Source organism: Catellatospora sp. NPDC049609 (assembly GCF_040675365.1).
GTDB lineage: Bacteria > Actinomycetota > Actinomycetes > Mycobacteriales > Micromonosporaceae > Catellatospora.
This window is the reverse complement of sequence record NZ_JBFAOU010000170.1, coordinates 1-17,668: the sequence shown is the minus strand read 5'-3', so window position 1 is coordinate 17,668 and position 17,668 is coordinate 1. Positions and strand designations below refer to the sequence as shown.

The window sequence follows — 17,668 nt, the reverse complement described above, 5'->3', positions numbered from 1 at the left end:
CCTCTTCCCCTCCCCGACGCACTTCCGATCTCCCGGAGTTGTCGCGACAACTCCTGGGTCCTTCAGCGACCGGTCCAGCTCGCGCATGAAGTCCACCTCGTAGAGGTACGCCCCGCCGTCCAGCGGCATCGCGATGACCATGGCGGGAGTGCCCGCGACCTCGATCCGCTGGATCGCCGGGCGGCCCTGCTCGACCAGGCTCACCAGCTCGGCGGGGATGTCCTCGATGGTGTTGGCGGTGTCGGCCTTGCTGGAGAACCAGCGGCCGTCGCGGCGGATCAGCGCCCGCCGGTTGGGGCCGGTGTCCAGCGAGCTGAGCACGGCCAGCGCGTCGGGCGGCTCGGCGTCCAGGCCGGCCGCCACGATGTTGGCGTCCAGCGCGACGGCCCGGACCGCGGAGCTCTCCCGCTCGGCCAGCAGGAACCGCTCGGTGAGCTGGTAGGACAGCACGCCCATGACGGTCGAGGCGCCGAGCGCCCCCACCGCGAAGCCCGCGGTGACCCGTGCCCGCAGCCCCGGCCGCCGGATCATCGCTGCAGCTTGTAGCCGAGGCCACGGACCGTCACCAGCCTGGCCGGCGTGCCCGGATCGTCCTCCACCTTCTGCCGCAGCCGCCCGATGTGGACGTCGACCAGGCGCTCGTCGCCGAAGTCGTACTCCCACACCCGCTCCAGCAGCTGCTGGCGGGACAGCACCTGGCCCGCGTGCTCGGCCAGCTCGCACAGCAGGCGGAACTCGGTGCGGGTCAGCGCCAGCGGCTGCCCGCGCAGCAGCACCTCGCCCGCCTGCGGCCGGACCTCCAGGTCGCCGACCGCGGTCGCGCGCGGCCCGGCGGTGGCGGCCCGCGCCCGGCGGCGCAGCGCCCGCAGCCGGGCGGTCAGCTCCTTGGTGGCGACGGGCTTGACCACGTAGTCGTCGGCGCCGGCCTCCAGCGCGGCCACGATGTCGTGCGTGTCGTCGCGCGCGCTGACCACGACGATCGGCACGTCGTCGTGGCGGCGCAGCTCGCGGATGCACTCGAAGCCGTCGATGCCGGGCAGCATCAGGTCCACCAGCACCGTGTCGGCGGGCTCGCGCCGCTGGCGCAGCAGCCCCTCCTCGGCGGTTGCCGCGGCGTGGACCGTGTATCCCTCGTCCTCCAGGGCCAGGGTCAGCGACAGGCGGATCCGGTCGTCGTCTTCGATGACCAGTACGGCAACCATCCCCGCATCATCGCCCGGCGGCGCGCCGCGCGGCCAGTGGTGCCCAGCCGGCCGCGTACCCGCCGGGCCGGGTGTGCCCGGGTGCCGCGGGCAGGCGCCGGGTCCGGACGCCGCGCGGCGCCGGTGTCGCGGCGGCACGCGCCTGCACGGCGGTGAGCAGCCGTCGTGCCCAGACCTCCGGGGCGGGGGGCGCGTCCGCGTCACGGGCCGGGGGCGGCGGGCCGCCCACCCCGGCGGCGCGGGCGACGGCCGCGGCGAAGGCGATCGCGTCGTGCGGGTTGACCACGATCGCGCCGGGCAGCGCGGCCGCGGTGCTGCTCGACTCGCTGGCCACGACCGTCGCGCCGAGCTCGCCGCGGGCCGCGACGAACTCGTGCGCCGCGGCGACGGCGCCGTGATGGGTCGGGGTGGCCAGCATCCCGTCGCAGGCCAGGTAGAGCGCGACGAGGTCGCGCCGGTCGGGGTCGCTGCGTACGTAGTGGACGACGGCCTGCCCGACGCTGGCGTGACTGCCGTTGATCTTCGCGATGAGCCGCTCCACGCGCTCGCGCTGGCCGTGCTCGGCGGGCGTACGCGGCTCGCCGCACGCGACGTGCAGCAGCGCGACGGTGCCCGGGGCGGGGCGGTGCTGCGCGAGGAACCGCTCGAACGCGTCCAGGCGCTGCTCGACGGCGTCGGCGGGGTCCCAGCCGGCCACCGACAGCAGCACGGGTCCGGTCACCCGCAGCGCCGCCCGCAGGCGGGCCGCCCCGGCGCGCAGCTGTGGCAGCGCGGCCAGCCGCCGGGCCGCCGCGGTGTCGGCGGGCAGGGGGTAGGCGATGACCCGTACGCCGCGGTGCCCGGCGGCGATGCGGCCGTCGCGCACCGGCAGCCCGTGCACCCGCCCGGCCAGGTCGAGCAGGTTGTCCACGGCGCGGTGGTGCGGCAGCGCGATCACGTCGGCGCCGAGCAGGCCGGACAGCAGCGCCCGGTGCTCGGGCAGGCGGGCGTAGGTCTCGGCGGGCGGGAACGCGCAGTGCAGGTGCATCGCCACGGTGAGGTCGGGGCGCAGCCGCCGCAGCATGCGCGGCAGCAGCTGGAGCTGGTGGCCGTGCACCCACACGGTCGCGGCGCCCGATGCCGACGCGGCCACGGCGGCGGCCACCCGGCGGTTGACCGACAGGTAGCTGTCGAACCAGCCGGCCGGGAAATCCGCGGGCCGGTGATGGTCGAGGGAGTGCAGCAGGCGCGCGCCCAGCGCCGCGGCGTCCGCGCCGGCCGGTGGCGCGACGCCGATGACCCCGTCGCCGCCGGACTCGCCGCCGGCCGGCGCCCAGGCCCCGGACTGCGCCGCGACCAGCGGGCGCAGCGACGCCAGCGCGGCGTCCACGGACTCGCGCGCGTCGTCGGGGTCGGCCGGGGGCAGGCGGTCGGCTGCCACGATCAGCCCGTACCGGCGGCCGCGGATCATGGCGTCACCCGGCCCGGCGAGCGGTCGCCGGACGGCGACGGCATCCGAACGTCGAGGTGGCCGTGCCCCCGCACCTCGACCAGTGGCACGGCTGGCACCGTGCCCGCACCCGTAGGGACCGCGTCGTCCACCGTCACCTCCCGTGGCTGGGATCTGAGGATTCCCCGGCCGTACGGCGGTAATCCGGCGGATTCATGACAGTTGTATGACAGAACCACCCGCCTGTCGGACATTCCGGTGATCGGCGCCCCCGCCGGCCGCCGGACCGTCGGGATACGCTGACCCGGCACAGGGCACCGAAGGGGAGGCGCCGCCATGACGGATGCGGCACAGCGCATCACCTCGCCGGAGCAGCTGCGGGAGCTGCTGGGCGAGCCGACCGCCGCGGCGGCGGCCAAGACCCGCACCAGCCTGCACGAGCACGACCGCGCCTGGCTGGCCGCGTCGCCGTTCTGCCTGGTCGCGACGTCCGCCGCGGACGGCACCTGCGACGTGTCGCCCAAGGGCGACCCGGCCGGGTTCACGCTGGTGCTCGACGACACCACGATCGCGATCCCGGAGCGGCCGGGCAACCGCCGCGCCGACGGGTTCTTCAACATCCTGTCCAACCCGCACGTCGGGCTGCTCTACCTGCTCCCGGGCCGGACCGACACGCTGCGCATCAACGGCCGGGCCGAGCTGGTCACCGACGCGCCGTACTTCGACCGCATGGTCGTCAAGGGACACCGGCCGGCGCTGGCGCTCGTCGTGGACGTGCAGGAGGTCTTCTACCACTGCTCGAAGGCGTTCCTGCGGGCGGCGCTGTGGCAGCACGAGGGCTGGCGGCCCGACGCGGCGCCGTCGCGGGCGCAGATCGTCCGCACGCTGGAGCGCCCGGAGCGGTCGCTGGCGGAGCTGGAGAGCTACTACGGCCCGCAGTACGCCGAGGGCATCTACCGCTGAGGCGTACCTCCGGCGGGTGATCCCGGTGGTAGCGGTGCGACGGTAGCGTCGATCCCGATCCGCAGATCGGGAGGTATCCGACATGTCCGGAGTACCACTGCACGACCTCCGTCGCGTGCCCGACGAGACGCTGTTCGTCCGGCTCACCGTGCTGCGCCGGCGCTTCCCGACCGACTTCGACGCCGAGGACTACGACTACCGCCGTGCCGTCTGGGAGGCGGCCAGCAAGGCGCTGCAGCTGGAGATCCACCGGCGCCGGGCCGTGCCGCCCGGCTGGTGGATCGCCGAGCACGGCGAGCCGGCCGTGATCCGGCAGCGGCGCTTCGGCGCCGTCGTGGTCTACCTGGTCGCCGGGGCGCTGGCGGTCGTGCTGTCCGGCCTGCCGTCGCTGTCGGTGCTGCTCATGCTGACCGTCTTGGTCAGCGGCGCCGCCTGGCTCGTCCCGGAGGTGCTGCGCAACCACCGTCAGACGTTCCTGCAGCCCATCCCGCGGCCGCGCCCGCCCCAGCAGTGACACCGCCCCTCCGCGCGGTCGCCGGGGGCCGCCGCGTAGTCTGCGCAATGTGGACGGTCGGCCCCGCCACCGTCCTCCACGCGAGGGAACACCGCTGGTCGGGGCGGTGTTAGCGTCGGCGGCACGGGGCCGTAGGGGAGGCGTGGGTGGACACTGACGGCACGGACCCGGTGGGGGAGATCGCCCGCATCGTGGCGAGCCTGCACGTGCGCGACCTGGTCCAGGTGTACGACGTCGACTACGACGTGCCCTTCCGGCACGGCCTGGTCAGTGGCGTGCTCCAGCTGAAGCAGGCGTTCCGCCCGGTGCCCGGTGCGGGCGCGGGCCGGCTGGCGCGCCGGGTCGGGGCCTACTGGTGCGAGATCGTGCGCGCCGACGTCGAGCTCGACCTCCGGCACGGCCTGGCCCTGGTCGACGAGTCGCGCGGCGACGCGGCCCGCCTCGCCGACCTGCTCGACCCGTCCGATGAGGACCGGTTCCCGGCGTACGCGGCCGCCCGCTGGAACGACGGCGCGGGCCGCATCCTCTACCGCAGCGGCAGCCACGCCCGCGGCCGCATGCACTTCACCACCGCGCTGGAGCTCGCCGAGCGGCACGACCTGTGGTGGTGCCTGCCGGACCTGCGCTCCAACGTGCTGCGCGCCCGGCTGGAGGAGGCCCGCCAGGCCGCACCCGAGGTGATGGCGCAGCGCACCGCCGCGGTCATCGCGGACATGCTCGCCGAGGCGGCCTGCTGCGAGCGCACCGCCGACGAGCAGGGCGTGCCGCGCGACGGCACCGCGCTGCCGCTGGACCGCCGCTGGCGCGAGTTCCTGCGCGGCTACTCCAACGTGCTGCACAACCTGTCGTTCGCGCTGCACCACGACAAGCAGCCGGTGGGCGCGCTCGGCCGCTCGCGGCGCTCGCTGGCGGTCTCGGACGCGCTCGGCGACAGCTACCGGCAGGCGCAGTCGCTGAACCACCAGGCGATCCTCGTCGGCGCGCACCACGTGGCGCTGCACCGCGACCCGGCCGAGTCGGACGAGCTCTACCGCCGGGTGCTCCACCTGCGGTGGGCCCGCGGGCGCCGGATCGCCCAGCAGCAGCTGGCCCGCCGCCGCGGTGGCTTCGAGGGCGCGCAGGAGCTGGCCGCGCTGCTCGCCGAGCTGGCCGAGGAGGCCGCGGCCACCGGCGGCGCCGCCGGGCTCGACATCGATCTGCGCTCGTTCACCGTGGCCTGCTACCAGGGCGTCGCGGCGACCCTGCCCGACACCGAGGAGGGCCGGACGGCCCGCGCCGACGCGGCCGGGCGGGAGCTGGAGATGGCCCGCTCGGTGCGGCAGGTCATCGCGCTGCCGGCGTACAAGCGCGCCTACGGCGGCGCGGTGCGGCCGGTGTACGCGCGCCGCATCGCGCACCTGGTGGGTGAGCTGGCGGCGGGACTCGGCGACCGCGAGCACCACGAGGAGATCTTCTCGCTGGTCGAGGAGTCGTCCGGCCGCGAGCTGCTCGACCTCATGTCGACCGCGGCCCTGCCACAGCTCGACCTGACGGAGGGGGAGTCCGGCCCGGCCGCCGACGGCGGGTCCGGCGAGGGGAGCGCCGACCGGACCGCGCCCGGCGAAGCTCCCGCGGCACAGGCCGCGCCGGCGGGACTCGATCGCCGCGGCGCCGAGACGCCGGACGTCGTGACCGCTGACCCGGAGACCGCCGTCGTCGGTATCGACGATGCTGCTGCCGACGATGCCGAGGTCGGCGGGACGCGGGGCGGGCGGCGCGGCGGGCTGCGCCGGGCCGCCGACCCGGTGGCCGTCGAGGCGGACCGGGTCGCGCTGATGGAGCGGGAGAGCCGCTTCGAGGAGCAGTTCCTGCGGCGGCCGCTGGAGGCCGCGCCGCACGACCCCGACGTGGCCCGGCGGGCGGAGATGTTCGTCATCAATCATCCGGGCACGGCCCTGGTCCGCTACTTCACCTACGGGCAGGGCGCGGGCCAGACGCTGGCCGCGTTCGTCATCCGCGACGGGCTGCGCCGCCCGGTCGTGTGCGGACCGTACGCGCCGGTGCAGGAGCTGATCGGCGAGCTGGCCTCGGTCAGGTCGCCGCGCGAGGAGCACAGCCGCCGGATCTGGCGGCTGCTGATCGAGCCGCTGTGGGCCGAGCTGGGCGATCCGGCGCGGCTGGACCACCTCGTCGTGGTCCCGACCGACGGGCTGTTCTCGGTGCCGTTCCACATCGCCTCCCCCGACGGGTACGCCGAGGGCTCGCTGCCGCTGGGCGCGCAGGTGCCGCTGTCGCTGTCGGTCAGCGTGACGGCGTTCGTGACCCGGGGCCGCTACCTGCTGCGCCGCCAGCGCGTCGGCGCCGGTGACGACCTGGCCGCGATGGTGGTCGACGACCCGGTCATCAGCGGCCGGGAGCTGGTCGGCACCGGCTGGCCCGAGCACCGGATGCTGGTCGCGGGCCGCCTGCCGAAGGGGCTGGGCGTGGACGTCCGCCGCCACGAGGCGGACTGGGACGGCCTGGCCGCCGCGGTCCGGCTGCGACCGGAGTTCTTCGTCTACGCCGGCCACGGCCGGTATCTCGCCGAGTACGGCGAGTTGGGGCCGTTCCTGCAGATCAACGACCGGCAGGGTCGGCCGGACCGGCTCACCCCGTTCGACGTGGCGCTGCGGCTGCGGCTGACCGGCAACCGGCTGACCGTCCTCGGCGCGTGCCTGGCCGGGCAGGGCGCGCAGACGTCCGGCGGCGACGTGGTCGGCTTCGTGCGCTCGTTCATCGCGGCGGGGGCCGGTGCGCTGGCCCTGCCGCTGTGGCGGGTGCTCGACTACGCGATGGCCGAGACCGGGCGGCACCTGCTGGCCCAGAGCCGGGTGGCCGCCGCCGGCGACGGCGTGTTCGACGTGGTGCGCGCGCTGCACGAGCACTACCGTGCGACCGCGGCCGACGGCGACTGGATCGAGTTCATGCCGCTGGCGCTCTACACCTGACCCACCATCGCACCGGGCCGCACGGGGGCCGGGCCGGTGCGGCGTACCGACGACCCTTGGAGAAGATCCCCTGTGAGCAGGCTGGTCCTGGAAGACCTGTCCGACGACGAACTCGCGGAGCTGACCGCGCTGGCCGAAGAGCACGACGTGCAGCTGCTGCGCGAGGGCGACCGCGGTGAGCCGATCACCATCGCCGTGCTCATCGGCGGCGCGCTGGCCGTCGGCGCGGTGATGCACGAGTTCGAGCGGCGCAGGGGCGGGCAGGTGATCGACCTGCGCAAGGACGCCCCCCAACCGGCCTACCGCGACAAGGGCCTGCAGTACGGCCTGGTCATGATCCGTTCGGAGGACGGCACGGTCCGGGTCGAGGTGCACGAGCCGCGGGGCGTGCTGGGCCAGGTCCTCGAATCGATCAACAGCGTGGTCGGCACGCTGACCGGCCAGGAGCCGGTGGACCTGCTGACGGCCGTACGCGAGGCCGTCGGCGACCGGGCCACGGTCACCCGCAACCAGCCCTGAGCGGGCCGTCCCGCGCCGCGCCGTTCGGCGGAGGCACGCGGCATACCTGATCGAGGCTCCGGCCACGCTGCTCCGGCGGCAGGGCCGGAGCCTCGATCGAGGAATCCGGTCAGGTTCGTTCGGGGGAGCCGGTCAGGCGAGGGCGTTGCGGTTGGCGGGGCGGACCGGCAGCCGCCGCAGGGTGCGCCGGGCGGGGCGGGCCGGGCGGCGCCGCAGCGTGCCGGTGGCGTGGCGGCGCAGGCCGGTGCGCAGCACCCGCACCTGGTGGCGGACGCCGCGGGCGAGCGCCCGGCCGGCACGGACCCGTCCACCCGTCTCGGCGCGCAGGCGCGCGGCGCGGCGGCGCAGCACCAGCAGCATGACGTACGCGCCCGCCAGCACCCCGCCGAGCACCACCTCCGATGCCGCCATGCGCCCGCCCCTCCCCGAGTCCGTCGCCGCGGTCGATATCCCCACCCGCACCAACGACAAACACCGATGACGGTTGTTTGTTCCCGGCAGGTCGCGCTCTGTGACGTACCCGTGCGCCAGGCTCCGCGCCCGGGGGTGCACCGGCGGCAGCGCACCGCGGGCCGGGCGTGACCGGGCCCACGCTTGCCCTGACACCGGCGGCAATGTTTAGCGTGGTCCGGGACAGGCGGGTGAGGAGGACGGATGCGCATCGGCGAGCTCGCACGACGTGCCGGCACGAGCGCCCGGACGCTGCGCTACTACGAGGAGCACGGGCTGGTCCGCTCGCAGCGGGCCGCCAACGGCTACCGGGCGTTCGACGAGGCGGAGCTGCGCGTCGTCCGCGAGATCCGGGAGCTGCTCGCGATCGGGTTCGACCTGGACGACATCCGCCCGTTCGTGGCGTGCCTGCGGGCGGGCCACGAGTCCGGCGGCGTCTGCCCCGACTCGGTCGCCGTGCTGCGGCGCAAGCTCGCCGAGGTCGACGCGTATCTCGGCCGGCTCGGCGAGGTGCGCGAGCAGCTGCACGCCCAGCTCACCCAGGCGATCGCCCGACGGGAGAAGGCATGTCCGAGAAGATCCAGTCCGCTGCCGCGGTCCTGACCGTCACCGACGACACGTTCGCCGAGCTGGTGCTGCGCGCCGACCGGCCGGTGCTGGTCGACGTGTGGGCCGAGTGGTGCCCGCCCTGCAAGGCCATCTCGCGGACGCTGGCCGAGCTGGCCGAGGAGTTCGCCGACCGGATCACGGTGGCCGCGCTCGACGCCGACGCCAACCCGGCCACCGCTCGCGCGTACCGGGTGCTGTCCATGCCCACCCTGCTGGTGTTCCGCGGCGGCGAGGTCGTCGCCTCGTCGGTCGGCGCCCGGCCCAAGGCCGCCCTGCGCGAGTTCCTGGAGCGGCACGCCACCCCGTGACCTGCGCTTTGACATGATCGGCTGATGAGCCAGGGGTACGCGGTCACCGCCGAGTTCTACGACCTGCTGCAGGCGGTCGAGCACCGGCGGCTGACCGGCCGCCTGCTGGACCGCTGGCTCGGCGCGCCCGAGGTCGGCGTGCTGGACGTCGGCGCGGGCACCGGTTTGGACGTGATGGTGCTGGCCCGCCGCTGCCCCGTCGTGGTGCACGCGGTCGAGCCGGCCGCGGCCATGCGGGCCGTGCTGCTCAGCCGGCTCGCCGAGCATCCGGACCCGGCGGCCCGGATCCGGGTGCACGCCCGCCCGGTGCAGGAGCTCGGCCTGCGCGGCGTCGCCGACTTCGGCTGGTGCCTGAACACCATGGCGGGCCTGCCCGCCGCCGACCGCGCGGCGGCCCTGGCGGCGCTGGCCGACGCGCTGGTGCCGGGCGGTCGGCTGGTGGTGCAGCGCCCGCCGACCGAGGCCGCGGACTCGCGCCGTGACCTGCCCTCCTGGCCGGTCGGCGGGGATCTGTACAGCGGCGAGGTGACCACCGAACGCGTCGGCCCGCGCGCCGTGCGCTGGCGCTTCGACTACCGGGTCAGCCGCGACGGCGCGCTGGTCCGCACGGCCGCCGAGGCGTTCGACGGCCATCTGGCCACCGCGGCCGAGTTCGACGCGGAGCTGGCCGCGGCGGGCTTCACCGCGGACGCCACCGACGATCCCGACATCGTCGTCGCCCGCAGGTGTTAGCCGGATGCCGGGCGGCTGCGCTTCTTCCGCCGGGGCGGGAGTGTTTCGGTAGCGTGATCTTCGTGAGCGACACCGGGGTGACCGTGCGCCTGGCCGGCGCGGAGGCGATCGACGCGCTGGAGCCGCTGTGGCTGGCCCTGCACGAGCACCACCGCCGGATCGCGCCGGAGCTGGTCATGTTCGGCGACGAGCGGTCCTGGCCGCTGCGCCGCGACCTGTACCGGCGCTGGATCGCCGAGCCGGGCTCGTTCATCCTGCTGGCCGAGGACGGCCCGGCGCTCGTCGGGTACGCCTTCACGCACGTCTTCGACGGGCCGGACGACACGTGGGTGTCCGGCGGCCGGATCGCCGAGCTGGAGACGCTGTCGGTGGCGGCGAGCCATCGCGGCCGGGGCGTCGGCACCCGGCTGCTCGACGCCGTCGACGCGCGCCTGTCCGAGCTGGGCATCGGCGACCTCTACATCTCCACGCTCGCCGACAACCACGCCGCCGCGCGCGTCTACGAGCGGCGCGGGCTGCGCCCGCTGATGGTCACGTACGCCCGGCTCGCCGCCTCGCCCCGCTTCACCTCCTCCTGACCCGCCGTCAGCCCCCGCGTTTTCCCAGGTCACGGGTGTGGCGATACCGGAGATGTCGATGCCTGCTCCGTAGGATCTTGCCGATCCTCAGGAAAGGTGACATCTGGTGAAAAAGTCGGATCGGGTGGTCGCGGTCGCCGCGGCACTGCTCGCCGGGGCTCTGGCCGTGCCGCTGGGCGGCACCGCGGCGTGGAGCGCCCGCGCGGCGGGGGAGCAGCTCTACACATCGGCGGGCACGTACACGTTCGACCTGCCGTCCGGCGTGGCGGTGACGCTGGAGCTGTGGGGTGCCGGCGGGGGCGGCGGCGGTGGCAACGCCGGCGGTGCGGGCGGTGGCGGTGGCGGCGGGGGCAGGTCCCTGTTCGGCCGCGGCGGAGGCGGCGGCGCCGGGGGCAGCTCGGGCGGCGGCGGCGCGGGCGGCGGCTCCGGCGGCTCCGGCCAGTACGTGCGCTGCGAGCTGCCCGCCGACCTGGCCGCCACCCAGCTGTCCATCGTGGTCGGCCGGGGCGGCGGCGGCGGCCGGGGCGCGGCGGCCGCGACCGGTGGCGCAGCCAGCTCACCGGGCGGCAACGGCAATCCGGGTCAGGCCTCCGCAGCGGGCGCCGACGGAGCCGACGGCGCGGTCAGCGAGGTGAACGTGCTGCTCAACGGCGTGCCGCTGGTGCTGACCCGGGCCGCGGGCGGCGGCGGTGGCCGGGGCGGCCCGGAGTTCTCCAACGGCGGCCCCGGCGGCATGGACGCCACGGCCAGCCGTCCCGGCACGACCCGCCCCGGCGGCCTGGGCAGCACCGCCCCCGGTGACGGCGGCACCGGCGGTGTTCTGGCCGTGCCGACGGAGAGCCTGTGCACCGCCGAGGACGGCGTGGACGGCGACGCGGGCAAGCCCGGCGCGGACGGCGCGGCGGGCGGCTCCGGAGCCGACGGCGCCTCCAACGGCACCGGCGGCACGGGCGGCACCGGCGCGACCACCACCGGCACCGGCGGCGCGGGCGGCACGGCCCCCGACGCCGAGCACGGCACGGGTGGCGCGGGCGGTGCCGGCGGTGCCGGCGGCCGTGGCGGCAACGGCGGCCGCGGCGGTTACCACCGCAGCCTCGCCGCCGAAGGCGGTGCCGCCGGCGGCGCCTCCCGCCCCGGCACCGCGGGCCTGCCCGGCGCCGACGGCTACGCCCGCCTCACCTGGTGACAAAGCAAAGGAAACGAAGGGCACCTTCTTGCCGCCATGCGCAGCGGAAGGTGCCCTTCTTGACGTCGGGTGGACCCGCCGACCCGGCGCCGAGCTGTCCGGCGCGTCGCCTCGGGGAGGTGGAAAGTTCCTGCCCAAGTGGTGAGGATCCACACATACGTGGGGGAACCGCCGGGACCGCGAAGGCGACCCGTGGTGCGCGGTGCCCTGCCCGGCCCGCCCGGCCTGCCGCAGGCACGCCGTGATCGCTGAGGCGGAGGGGTGTCCGGATGAGAATCGGTGCGAGGGCTCGCCGGCGGGCCGGAGTGGTCGCCGTCGCGGCGGCCGCGATGATCGGCCTGGCGGCGATGCCGGCCGCGGCGCACGTGACGGTCAATCCCAAGGAGGTGACCGCGGGCGGGTACGCGAGGCTGACCTTCCGGGTGCCGAACGAGCGCGACGACGCCTCGACGGTCAAGGTCGAGGTGGTGCTGCCCGCGGACGCGCCGCTGGCGAGCGTCTCCATCAAGCCCGCTCCGGGTTGGACGGCGGTGGTGGAGAAGCGCACGCTGGCCACTCCGATCAAGAGCCACGACCGGGAGATCACCCAGGTCGCCTCGAAGATCACCTGGACCGCGGACGCCGCCTCGGCGATCAAGCCGGGGCAGTTCCAGGAGTTCGACGTGTCCGCGGGCCCCGTGCCCGAGGTGAGCCGGCTCGTGTTCAAGTCGCTGCAGACCTACTCCAGCGGCGAGATCGTGCGCTGGATCGAGGAGGGTGAGCCCGGCGAGGAGGTCGAGCACCCCGCACCGGTGCTCAAGGTCGTGCCGAAGGCGTCGGCGGCCCCGGTCGCCGCACCCGCCGGCGGCGCTGCCACAGGCGACGACCCGTGGCCGCTCGCGCTGAGCGTCGCCGCCCTCGCCGTCGCCCTGGCGGCCCTGACCCTGGCCCTGCGCCGCCGCCCCGCGTCGGCCTGAGCCGAGATCACCCGACTTGCCTGGCACATGGGCCTTCGCGCGCCCAAGATACGCCCAGGTGCCAGGCAACTCAGCCGATCAAGGGGTACGCGCGGCGCGGGTCAGACGGCGCGCAGGTGGCGGCGCGGGGCGCTGCCGTCGGCGAGCGCGGCGGCGAGATCGTCGCGGGCCCGGGCGACCCGGGAGCGGATGGTGCCCACCGGGCAGCCGACCACCTCGGCGGCCTCGGCGTAGGACAGGCCGAGCACCTGCGTGGCCACGAACGCCTCGCGCCGGTCCGGGTCCAGCCCCGCGACCAGCTGCGTGAGCAGGATCTGCTCGTCGAACCGGCCGCCCGCACCCGCATGCGCGGCATCGGCGACGGCGGCCCAGTCGCTGAGGTCGGCGGCGCGCGGGCGGCGCGACACCGAACGCAGGTGGTCCACGACCGTGTGCCGGGCGATCGCCAGCAGCCAGGTGCGCGCCGACGAGCGGCCCTCGAACGAGGGCAGCGCGCGCATCGCCCGCAGGAACGTGTCCTGCGCCAGGTCGTCGGCGTCGGCCGGCCCGGCCAGGTGCGCCACGAACCGGGTCACGTCCCGCTGGGTCGCGGCCACGAACGCCTCCGCGGCGCCGCGGTCGCCGCCGCGGGCCGCCAGGGCCAGCGCGGTGACGCGGTCGTCGTCGCCGCCGTAGGAGCCGCCGTAGGACATGACCGGAAGCGTAGCGTTAGCCGACCGTCGATGCGATCCCCCCGGTGTGCGACAGCGCGGCAGGTCACAGCATCCGTCGGGAACCAACCGGCCGGTCGGGGCGACAATGTGTCGCATGGGAGTGGGCATGGATTGCGAGCAGGTACGCGAGCTGCTGTCGGCCCGCCTGGACGGCGAGGACGATCCGGCCGACCGGGAGGCGGTCGACGCGCACGTCGGCGGCTGCGCGGCGTGCGCGCGGTGGCTGTCGCGCGCCGAGTCGGTGACCCGGCTCGCGCGTACGGCCGCCGCCCTGCCGGTGCCCGCGCTCGGCGAGGACGCCCTCGCGGCGGTGCTCGCGGCGGCCCCGGCCCCCGTGCCGCCCCGGCGGCGGTGGGACCCGGCGGCGGCGCTGCGCGGCGTGCTGCTGGCCGTCGGGCTGGCCCAGCTGCTGCTCGGCGTGGCGCAGATCAGCAGCCTGGCCGCCGCCGACCGGCACGCCCACCCCGTGGTCGGCTCGGTCTCCTCCGGCCACCTGTGGCACGAGTCGGCCGCCTGGAACGTCGCCGTCGGCGCCGCGCTGGCCTGGCTGGCGTGGCGGCGCACCCGGCCGGCCGCGCTGCTGCCGGTGATGACCGCGTTCGTGGTGATGCTGAGCCTGCTCACCGCGAACGACGCGCTCGCGGGCCGGGTCGAGGCGGAGCGGATCATGTCGCACGGCCTGGTGCTCGCCGGGTACGGCCTGCTGCTGACGCTGAACCTGCGCCGGTTCCGCGGCGAGGACCCGCCCGCGTCGCGCCGCCGTCCCTCGTCCGGGTGGTCCCTGCGCGGCGGCGACGCCGACGGGGAGGGCCCGCTGGCACCGGTGTACCCGTTCCCGGTCCGCGTCGCGGTCGCCGAACCGCAGGTCACGGCCGGTCGCCGGGTGCAGGCAGGGGTCGGTGCGGGCCGCGGGCGCAGTGCGGACGGCGCCCGGCGCGCCGCCTGAGGTGGCGGTTCTGTCCCACCCGTGCGGTAGACCTCGGGTCGTAAACCGAGTTGACGTCAACCTCGCTTGAGGTTCTACGGTGGCGAGCGGCGGGAGATCCGCCGCCGAGCACCCGTACCCGTGGGAAGGCACTGCCCGATGAGCATGGAGATGGCCGCGTGGAACTCGCTCTACCACGCGATGAACGCCCAGGACGAGCGGCGGCCGTTCTCCCGGGCCACCCTCAGGCGCATCCTCGGCTTCGCCCGCCCGCACCGCGGGCAGCTGCTCGCCTTCCTCGCGCTGAGCGTGGTCGGCGCGATCCTGGCGGTGGCCACGCCGGTGCTCGCCGGGCGGGTGATCGACACGATCACCAACAAGGGCGCCGCCGAGACGGTCGTCTGGCTCGCGGCGATCATCGCCGTGCTGGCGCTCGCCGAGGCCGGACTGGGCCTGGCCACCCGCTGGCTGTCGGCGACCCTCGGTGAGGGCCTGATCCTCGACCTGCGTACGGCGGTCTTCGACCACGTGCAGCGGATGCCGGTGGCGTTCTTCACCCGCACCCGCACCGGCGCGCTGGTCAGCCGGCTCAACAACGACGTGATCGGGGCCCAGCGGGCGTTCAGCGACACCCTGTCCGGGGTGGTGTCGAACCTGGTCATGCTGGCGCTGACCCTGGTCGTGATGCTCCGGCTGTCCTGGCAGGTCACCCTGCTGTCGCTGGTGCTGCTGCCGGTGTTCGTGCTGCCCGCCCGCCGGATGGGCAACCGCCTGGCCCGGCTGGAGCGCGAGGCCGCCGAGCACAACGCCACCATGAGCACCAACATGACCGAGCGCTTCTCCGCGCCCGGCGCGACGCTGGTCAAGCTGTTCGGCCGGCCGGAGCGCGAGTCGGCGGAGTTCGCCGCGCGGGCCCGGCGGGTGCGCGACATCGGCGTGCGCACCGCGATGGTGCAGTGGGTGTTCGTGACCGCGCTGATGCTGGTCTCCTCGCTCGCGCTGGCCCTGGTTTACGGCCTGGGCGGTGTGTTCGCGCTGCGCGGCACCCTGGAGACCGGTGATGTGGTCACGCTGGCACTGCTGCTGGCCCGCCTGTACGCGCCGCTGACCTCGCTGGCCAGCGCCCGCGTCGAGGTGATGAGCGCGCTGGTGAGTTTCGAGCGGGTGTTCGAGATCCTCGACCTCAAGCCGCTGATCGCCGAGCCGGAGCGGCCCAAGCCGATCCCGGACGGCCCGGTGTCCGTCCAGTTCGACGGCGTCGACTTCGCCTACCCGTCGGCGGACAAGGTGTCGCTGGCCTCGCTGGAGGAGGTCGCGGTGCTCGACACCCGCGGCGGGACGCAGGTGCTGCACGACGTGTCGTTCACGGCCGAGCCGGGGCAGCTCGTCGCGCTGGTCGGCTCGTCCGGCGCGGGCAAGTCGACGATCGCGCAGCTGCTGCCGCGCCTGTACGACGCCGACGGCGGCACGATCCGGCTGGCCGGCGTGGACGTACGCGACCTGCCGCAGCAGACGATCCGCGAGACGCTCGGCATGGTCACCCAGGACGGCCACCTGTTCCACGAGTCCGTGCGGTCGAACCTGCTGCTCGCCCGGCCGGAGGCCACCGACGAGGAGTTGTGGGACGCGCTGCGCCGGGCCCGGCTGGCCGACCTGGTCGCCGAGCTGCCCGACGGGCTGGACACGGTCGTCGGCGAGCGCGGCTACCGGCTGTCCGGCGGCGAGCGGCAGCGGCTGACCATCGCCCGGGTGCTGCTGGCCAGGCCGCGGGTGGTGGTGCTGGACGAGGCGACCGCGCACCTGGACTCGACGTCGGAGGCGGCGGTGCAGGAGGCGCTCGGCGAGGCGCTGGCCGGGCGTACGTCGGTGGTGATCGCGCACCGGCTGTCCACGGTCCGCCAGGCCGACCAGATCCTGGTGATCGAGGCGGGCCGGATCGTCGAACGCGGCACGCACACCGAGCTCATGGCCCGCAACGGCCGCTACACCGAGCTCTACCGCACCCAGTTCGACCAGCCGGTCGCCAGTCCGGTCTGACGGTCGCCGGCGACGCCGGGCGGGAGGACGCGGCACCGCCGCATACCCCCGTCCCGCCCGGCGACGGATCAGTTCTCCTGGATGGCGCTGGTGGCGTGGATCCATCCCGATTGCTTGCCGTGGTCGATGATGTTGCACACCACGTTCGCGAACGCCTTGATGTTGGTGCCGTAGTCACCGGACATCTTGGTGTACGCGAAGTTGTACGTCGGGGTCTCCACCGGCTCGTAGTAGTAGTTGCCGTACTCCTGCTCGGTGACGACGTTCATCGTCCACACCTGCGCCCGGCATTCGGTGCGGTACTCGTTGCCCTTGTACTCGGTGTGGTTGTGCAGATAGGCGAACGCGGCGCCGCACTTGGGGCTGTACTTGATCTCCAGCCACCATTCGGTCCTGGAGCCGAGGGTGCCCCGCTGAATGGGCGACTTCCGGTATGCGTCGGTGCATCCGGCCGCGTCGTAGTAGTAGCCGTTGCAGCCGAGGTTCCAGCAGGCCGCCTGCGCCGGCGACGGCGCTGCGAACAGCGCCGCCACGACGAGCAGCAGGGTGGCCAGCGCCGTGCGGATGTGCCGTTGCACGTGATCCTCCTTGGTGTTGCCGAATCGTCCTTTCCAGACTGAAGGTGAGCGCTCACACAGTCGGTCCACGTTGGATATACAGCCCGGCGGCGGGGGCGCATGATGGAGCCGTATTCCCTGAGACTGGTGGGTGGTGTCGGCGTGCGGTTCGTGGTCCTGGGCCCGGTCGCCGTCGCGCACGACGGGGCCGCCGCGTCCCTGGCGCGCTCGCAGCGGCGCGGTCTGCTCGCCCTGCTGCTGCTGAACGCCAACCGGATCGTCACGCTGGACGCCATCATGGAGGCGATGTGGGCCGGCACGGCTCCGCCGACCGCACGCAAGCAGATCCACTCGGCGGTCCACGCCATCCGGGTCTGGCTGCGAGAGTACGGCGCCGAGCAGGCGGTGCACGGTGACCGCAGCGGATACGCCGTGAGCGTGCGGCCCGACGAGCTGGATCTGGCCGACTTCCAGTCGCAGTGGCAGCGCGGCCGGTCCGCGGCGGCCGCTGGGCAGACGGCCGAGGCGGTCGGCATGCTGCGCTCGGCGCTGCGGGTGTGGAGCGGGCCCGCCCTCGCCGGTGCGTCCGGCGCGTTCGTCGACGGGGCACGTGCCCGCCTGGAGGATCAGCGTCTCACCGCGGTCGAGGACGTCATCGAGTGCGAGTTGGCCCTGGGGCGGCACCGCGGCGTGCTGGTCGAGTTCGGCGACCTCGCTGACCGGCATCCGCTGCGGGAGCGGCTGCACGGCCACGTGATGCTCGCGCTGTACCGCAGCGGCCGGCAGCCGGAGGCGCTGCAGGCATACCGCCGCCTGCGCCGCCTGCTCGCCGAGGGGCAGGGCCTGGATCCCGGGCGGTCGCTGCGGGCACTGCACGATGCCCTGCTGCGCGAGGACCCCGAGCTGGACGGCGTCACTCCCGCCGAGGTCCGGTGGAGCCCGGCACCGGTCTGGCCGACGTTCGCCGCGTCTTCACGCTGCGCGAGCAGGTGGAGCACAAGCTGTCCCGGCTGCCGCTGAGCTA

Annotated in this window: 18 protein-coding genes and 1 pseudogene; 13 read left to right on the top strand and 6 right to left on the bottom strand. The window is 75.0% G+C overall.

The window, feature by feature from the left end:
* The 3 genes and pseudogenes from AB0J67_RS32275 to AB0J67_RS32265 all read right to left on the bottom strand — a co-directional run.
* A pseudogene (locus AB0J67_RS32275) lies at window positions 1-531 on the bottom strand (two-component sensor histidine kinase); the annotation flags it as partial.
* Window positions 528-1,202 (bottom strand): response regulator transcription factor, encoded by a 675-nt coding sequence (locus tag AB0J67_RS32270; RefSeq protein WP_363487974.1) that lies wholly within the window; start codon window positions 1,200-1,202, stop codon window positions 528-530. The gene AB0J67_RS32270 and the pseudogene AB0J67_RS32275, both read right to left, overlap by 4 nt.
* Window positions 1,203-1,209: 7 nt before the next feature.
* Entirely contained in the window at window positions 1,210-2,652 is a 1,443-nt protein-coding gene (locus AB0J67_RS32265) for a trehalose-6-phosphate synthase (protein WP_363487972.1), read from the bottom strand.
* 315 nt (window positions 2,653-2,967) lie between these two features.
* Here AB0J67_RS32265 and AB0J67_RS32260 point away from each other — a divergent pair, with 315 nt between their 5' ends.
* From AB0J67_RS32260 to AB0J67_RS32245, 4 genes are all read left to right on the top strand, one after another.
* Window positions 2,968-3,594, top strand: coding sequence for a pyridoxamine 5'-phosphate oxidase family protein (locus tag AB0J67_RS32260; RefSeq protein ID WP_363487970.1), 627 nt, complete (start codon window positions 2,968-2,970; stop codon window positions 3,592-3,594).
* An 82-nt stretch (window positions 3,595-3,676) separates the two neighbouring features.
* A complete protein-coding gene (locus AB0J67_RS32255) occupies window positions 3,677-4,108 on the top strand; it encodes a hypothetical protein (protein WP_363487968.1) in 432 nt (143 codons plus the stop codon).
* Window positions 4,109-4,254: 146 nt separating this feature from the next.
* Window positions 4,255-7,074, top strand: a complete 2,820-nt coding sequence (locus AB0J67_RS32250) for a CHAT domain-containing protein (protein WP_363487966.1) — start codon at window positions 4,255-4,257, stop codon at window positions 7,072-7,074.
* Window positions 7,075-7,146: 72 nt separating this feature from the next.
* Window positions 7,147-7,593: a hypothetical protein gene (locus tag AB0J67_RS32245; RefSeq protein ID WP_363487964.1), complete on the top strand. Its 447-nt coding sequence runs from the start codon at window positions 7,147-7,149 to the stop codon at window positions 7,591-7,593.
* Between the two features lie 132 nt (window positions 7,594-7,725).
* Here AB0J67_RS32245 and AB0J67_RS32240 read toward each other — a convergent pair whose 3' ends face one another.
* A complete protein-coding gene (locus tag AB0J67_RS32240; RefSeq protein WP_363487961.1) occupies window positions 7,726-8,004 on the bottom strand; it encodes a hypothetical protein in 279 nt (92 codons plus the stop codon).
* A gap of 243 nt (window positions 8,005-8,247) precedes the next feature.
* On the opposite strand from AB0J67_RS32240, the gene AB0J67_RS32235 reads away from it, so the two are divergent.
* From AB0J67_RS32235 to AB0J67_RS32210, 6 genes are all read left to right on the top strand, one after another.
* Complete coding sequence (locus tag AB0J67_RS32235; protein ID WP_363487959.1) at window positions 8,248-8,646, top strand: MerR family transcriptional regulator; 399 nt, start codon at window positions 8,248-8,250, stop codon at window positions 8,644-8,646.
* The gene (trxA, locus tag AB0J67_RS32230; protein WP_363487957.1) at window positions 8,610-8,960 is read left to right on the top strand and encodes a thioredoxin; all 351 of its coding nucleotides are present in this window, start codon (window positions 8,610-8,612) and stop codon (window positions 8,958-8,960) included. Before AB0J67_RS32235 ends, trxA begins: the two co-directional genes overlap by 37 nt.
* A gap of 24 nt (window positions 8,961-8,984) precedes the next feature.
* Window positions 8,985-9,692: a class I SAM-dependent methyltransferase gene (locus tag AB0J67_RS32225; RefSeq protein ID WP_363487955.1), complete on the top strand. Its 708-nt coding sequence runs from the start codon at window positions 8,985-8,987 to the stop codon at window positions 9,690-9,692.
* Window positions 9,693-9,754: 62 nt separating this feature from the next.
* Entirely contained in the window at window positions 9,755-10,270 is a 516-nt protein-coding gene (locus AB0J67_RS32220; protein WP_363487953.1) for a GNAT family N-acetyltransferase, read from the top strand.
* A gap of 106 nt (window positions 10,271-10,376) precedes the next feature.
* Entirely contained in the window at window positions 10,377-11,456 is a 1,080-nt protein-coding gene (locus AB0J67_RS32215) for a hypothetical protein (protein WP_363487951.1), read from the top strand.
* A 269-nt stretch (window positions 11,457-11,725) separates the two neighbouring features.
* Window positions 11,726-12,412: a YcnI family protein gene (locus AB0J67_RS32210; protein ID WP_363487949.1), complete on the top strand. Its 687-nt coding sequence runs from the start codon at window positions 11,726-11,728 to the stop codon at window positions 12,410-12,412.
* 101 nt (window positions 12,413-12,513) lie between these two features.
* Here the strand turns inward: AB0J67_RS32210 and AB0J67_RS32205 are convergent, their stop codons facing one another.
* Window positions 12,514-13,104 carry a sigma-70 family RNA polymerase sigma factor gene (locus AB0J67_RS32205; RefSeq protein ID WP_363487947.1) on the bottom strand — a complete coding sequence of 197 codons (591 nt, stop codon included), beginning with the start codon at window positions 13,102-13,104 and terminating at the stop codon, window positions 12,514-12,516.
* A gap of 127 nt (window positions 13,105-13,231) precedes the next feature.
* On the opposite strand from AB0J67_RS32205, the gene AB0J67_RS32200 reads away from it, so the two are divergent.
* Window positions 13,232-14,071 (top strand): zf-HC2 domain-containing protein, encoded by an 840-nt coding sequence (locus AB0J67_RS32200; protein ID WP_363487945.1) that lies wholly within the window; start codon window positions 13,232-13,234, stop codon window positions 14,069-14,071.
* Window positions 14,072-14,251: 180 nt separating this feature from the next.
* Window positions 14,252-16,087 (top strand): ABC transporter ATP-binding protein, encoded by a 1,836-nt coding sequence (locus tag AB0J67_RS32195; protein WP_363487976.1) that lies wholly within the window; start codon window positions 14,252-14,254, stop codon window positions 16,085-16,087.
* Window positions 16,088-16,155: 68 nt separating this feature from the next.
* On the opposite strand, the gene AB0J67_RS32190 is transcribed toward AB0J67_RS32195, so the two are convergent.
* Window positions 16,156-16,665 carry a hypothetical protein gene (locus AB0J67_RS32190; protein ID WP_363487943.1) on the bottom strand — a complete coding sequence of 170 codons (510 nt, stop codon included), beginning with the start codon at window positions 16,663-16,665 and terminating at the stop codon, window positions 16,156-16,158.
* 141 nt (window positions 16,666-16,806) lie between these two features.
* Between AB0J67_RS32190 and AB0J67_RS32185 the strand changes: the two genes are divergently transcribed.
* Window positions 16,807-17,664 (top strand): AfsR/SARP family transcriptional regulator, encoded by an 858-nt coding sequence (locus tag AB0J67_RS32185; RefSeq protein ID WP_363487941.1) that lies wholly within the window; start codon window positions 16,807-16,809, stop codon window positions 17,662-17,664.
* The last annotated feature ends 4 nt before the right edge of the window (window positions 17,665-17,668 follow it).

Bases quoted from the DNA above. Each gene is read 5' to 3' on its own strand.
- AB0J67_RS32235 (WP_363487959.1), top strand. From the start codon at position 8,248: ATGCGCATCGGCGAGCTCGCACGACGTGCCGGCACGAGCGCCCGGACG.
- AB0J67_RS32225 (WP_363487955.1), top strand. From the start codon at position 8,985: ATGAGCCAGGGGTACGCGGTCACCGCCGAGTTCTACGACCTGCTGCAG.
- AB0J67_RS32240 (WP_363487961.1), bottom strand. From the start codon at position 8,004: ATGGCGGCATCGGAGGTGGTGCTCGGCGGGGTGCTGGCGGGCGCGTAC.
- AB0J67_RS32195 (WP_363487976.1), top strand. From the start codon at position 14,252: ATGAACGCCCAGGACGAGCGGCGGCCGTTCTCCCGGGCCACCCTCAGG.
- AB0J67_RS32255 (WP_363487968.1), top strand. From the start codon at position 3,677: ATGTCCGGAGTACCACTGCACGACCTCCGTCGCGTGCCCGACGAGACG.
- AB0J67_RS32270 (WP_363487974.1), bottom strand. From the start codon at position 1,202: ATGGTTGCCGTACTGGTCATCGAAGACGACGACCGGATCCGCCTGTCG.
- trxA (WP_363487957.1), top strand. From the start codon at position 8,610: ATGTCCGAGAAGATCCAGTCCGCTGCCGCGGTCCTGACCGTCACCGAC.
- AB0J67_RS32205 (WP_363487947.1), bottom strand. From the start codon at position 13,104: ATGTCCTACGGCGGCTCCTACGGCGGCGACGACGACCGCGTCACCGCG.
- AB0J67_RS32260 (WP_363487970.1), top strand. From the start codon at position 2,968: ATGACGGATGCGGCACAGCGCATCACCTCGCCGGAGCAGCTGCGGGAG.
- AB0J67_RS32265 (WP_363487972.1), bottom strand. From the start codon at position 2,652: ATGATCCGCGGCCGCCGGTACGGGCTGATCGTGGCAGCCGACCGCCTG.
- AB0J67_RS32210 (WP_363487949.1), top strand. From the start codon at position 11,726: ATGAGAATCGGTGCGAGGGCTCGCCGGCGGGCCGGAGTGGTCGCCGTC.
- AB0J67_RS32200 (WP_363487945.1), top strand. From the start codon at position 13,232: ATGGATTGCGAGCAGGTACGCGAGCTGCTGTCGGCCCGCCTGGACGGC.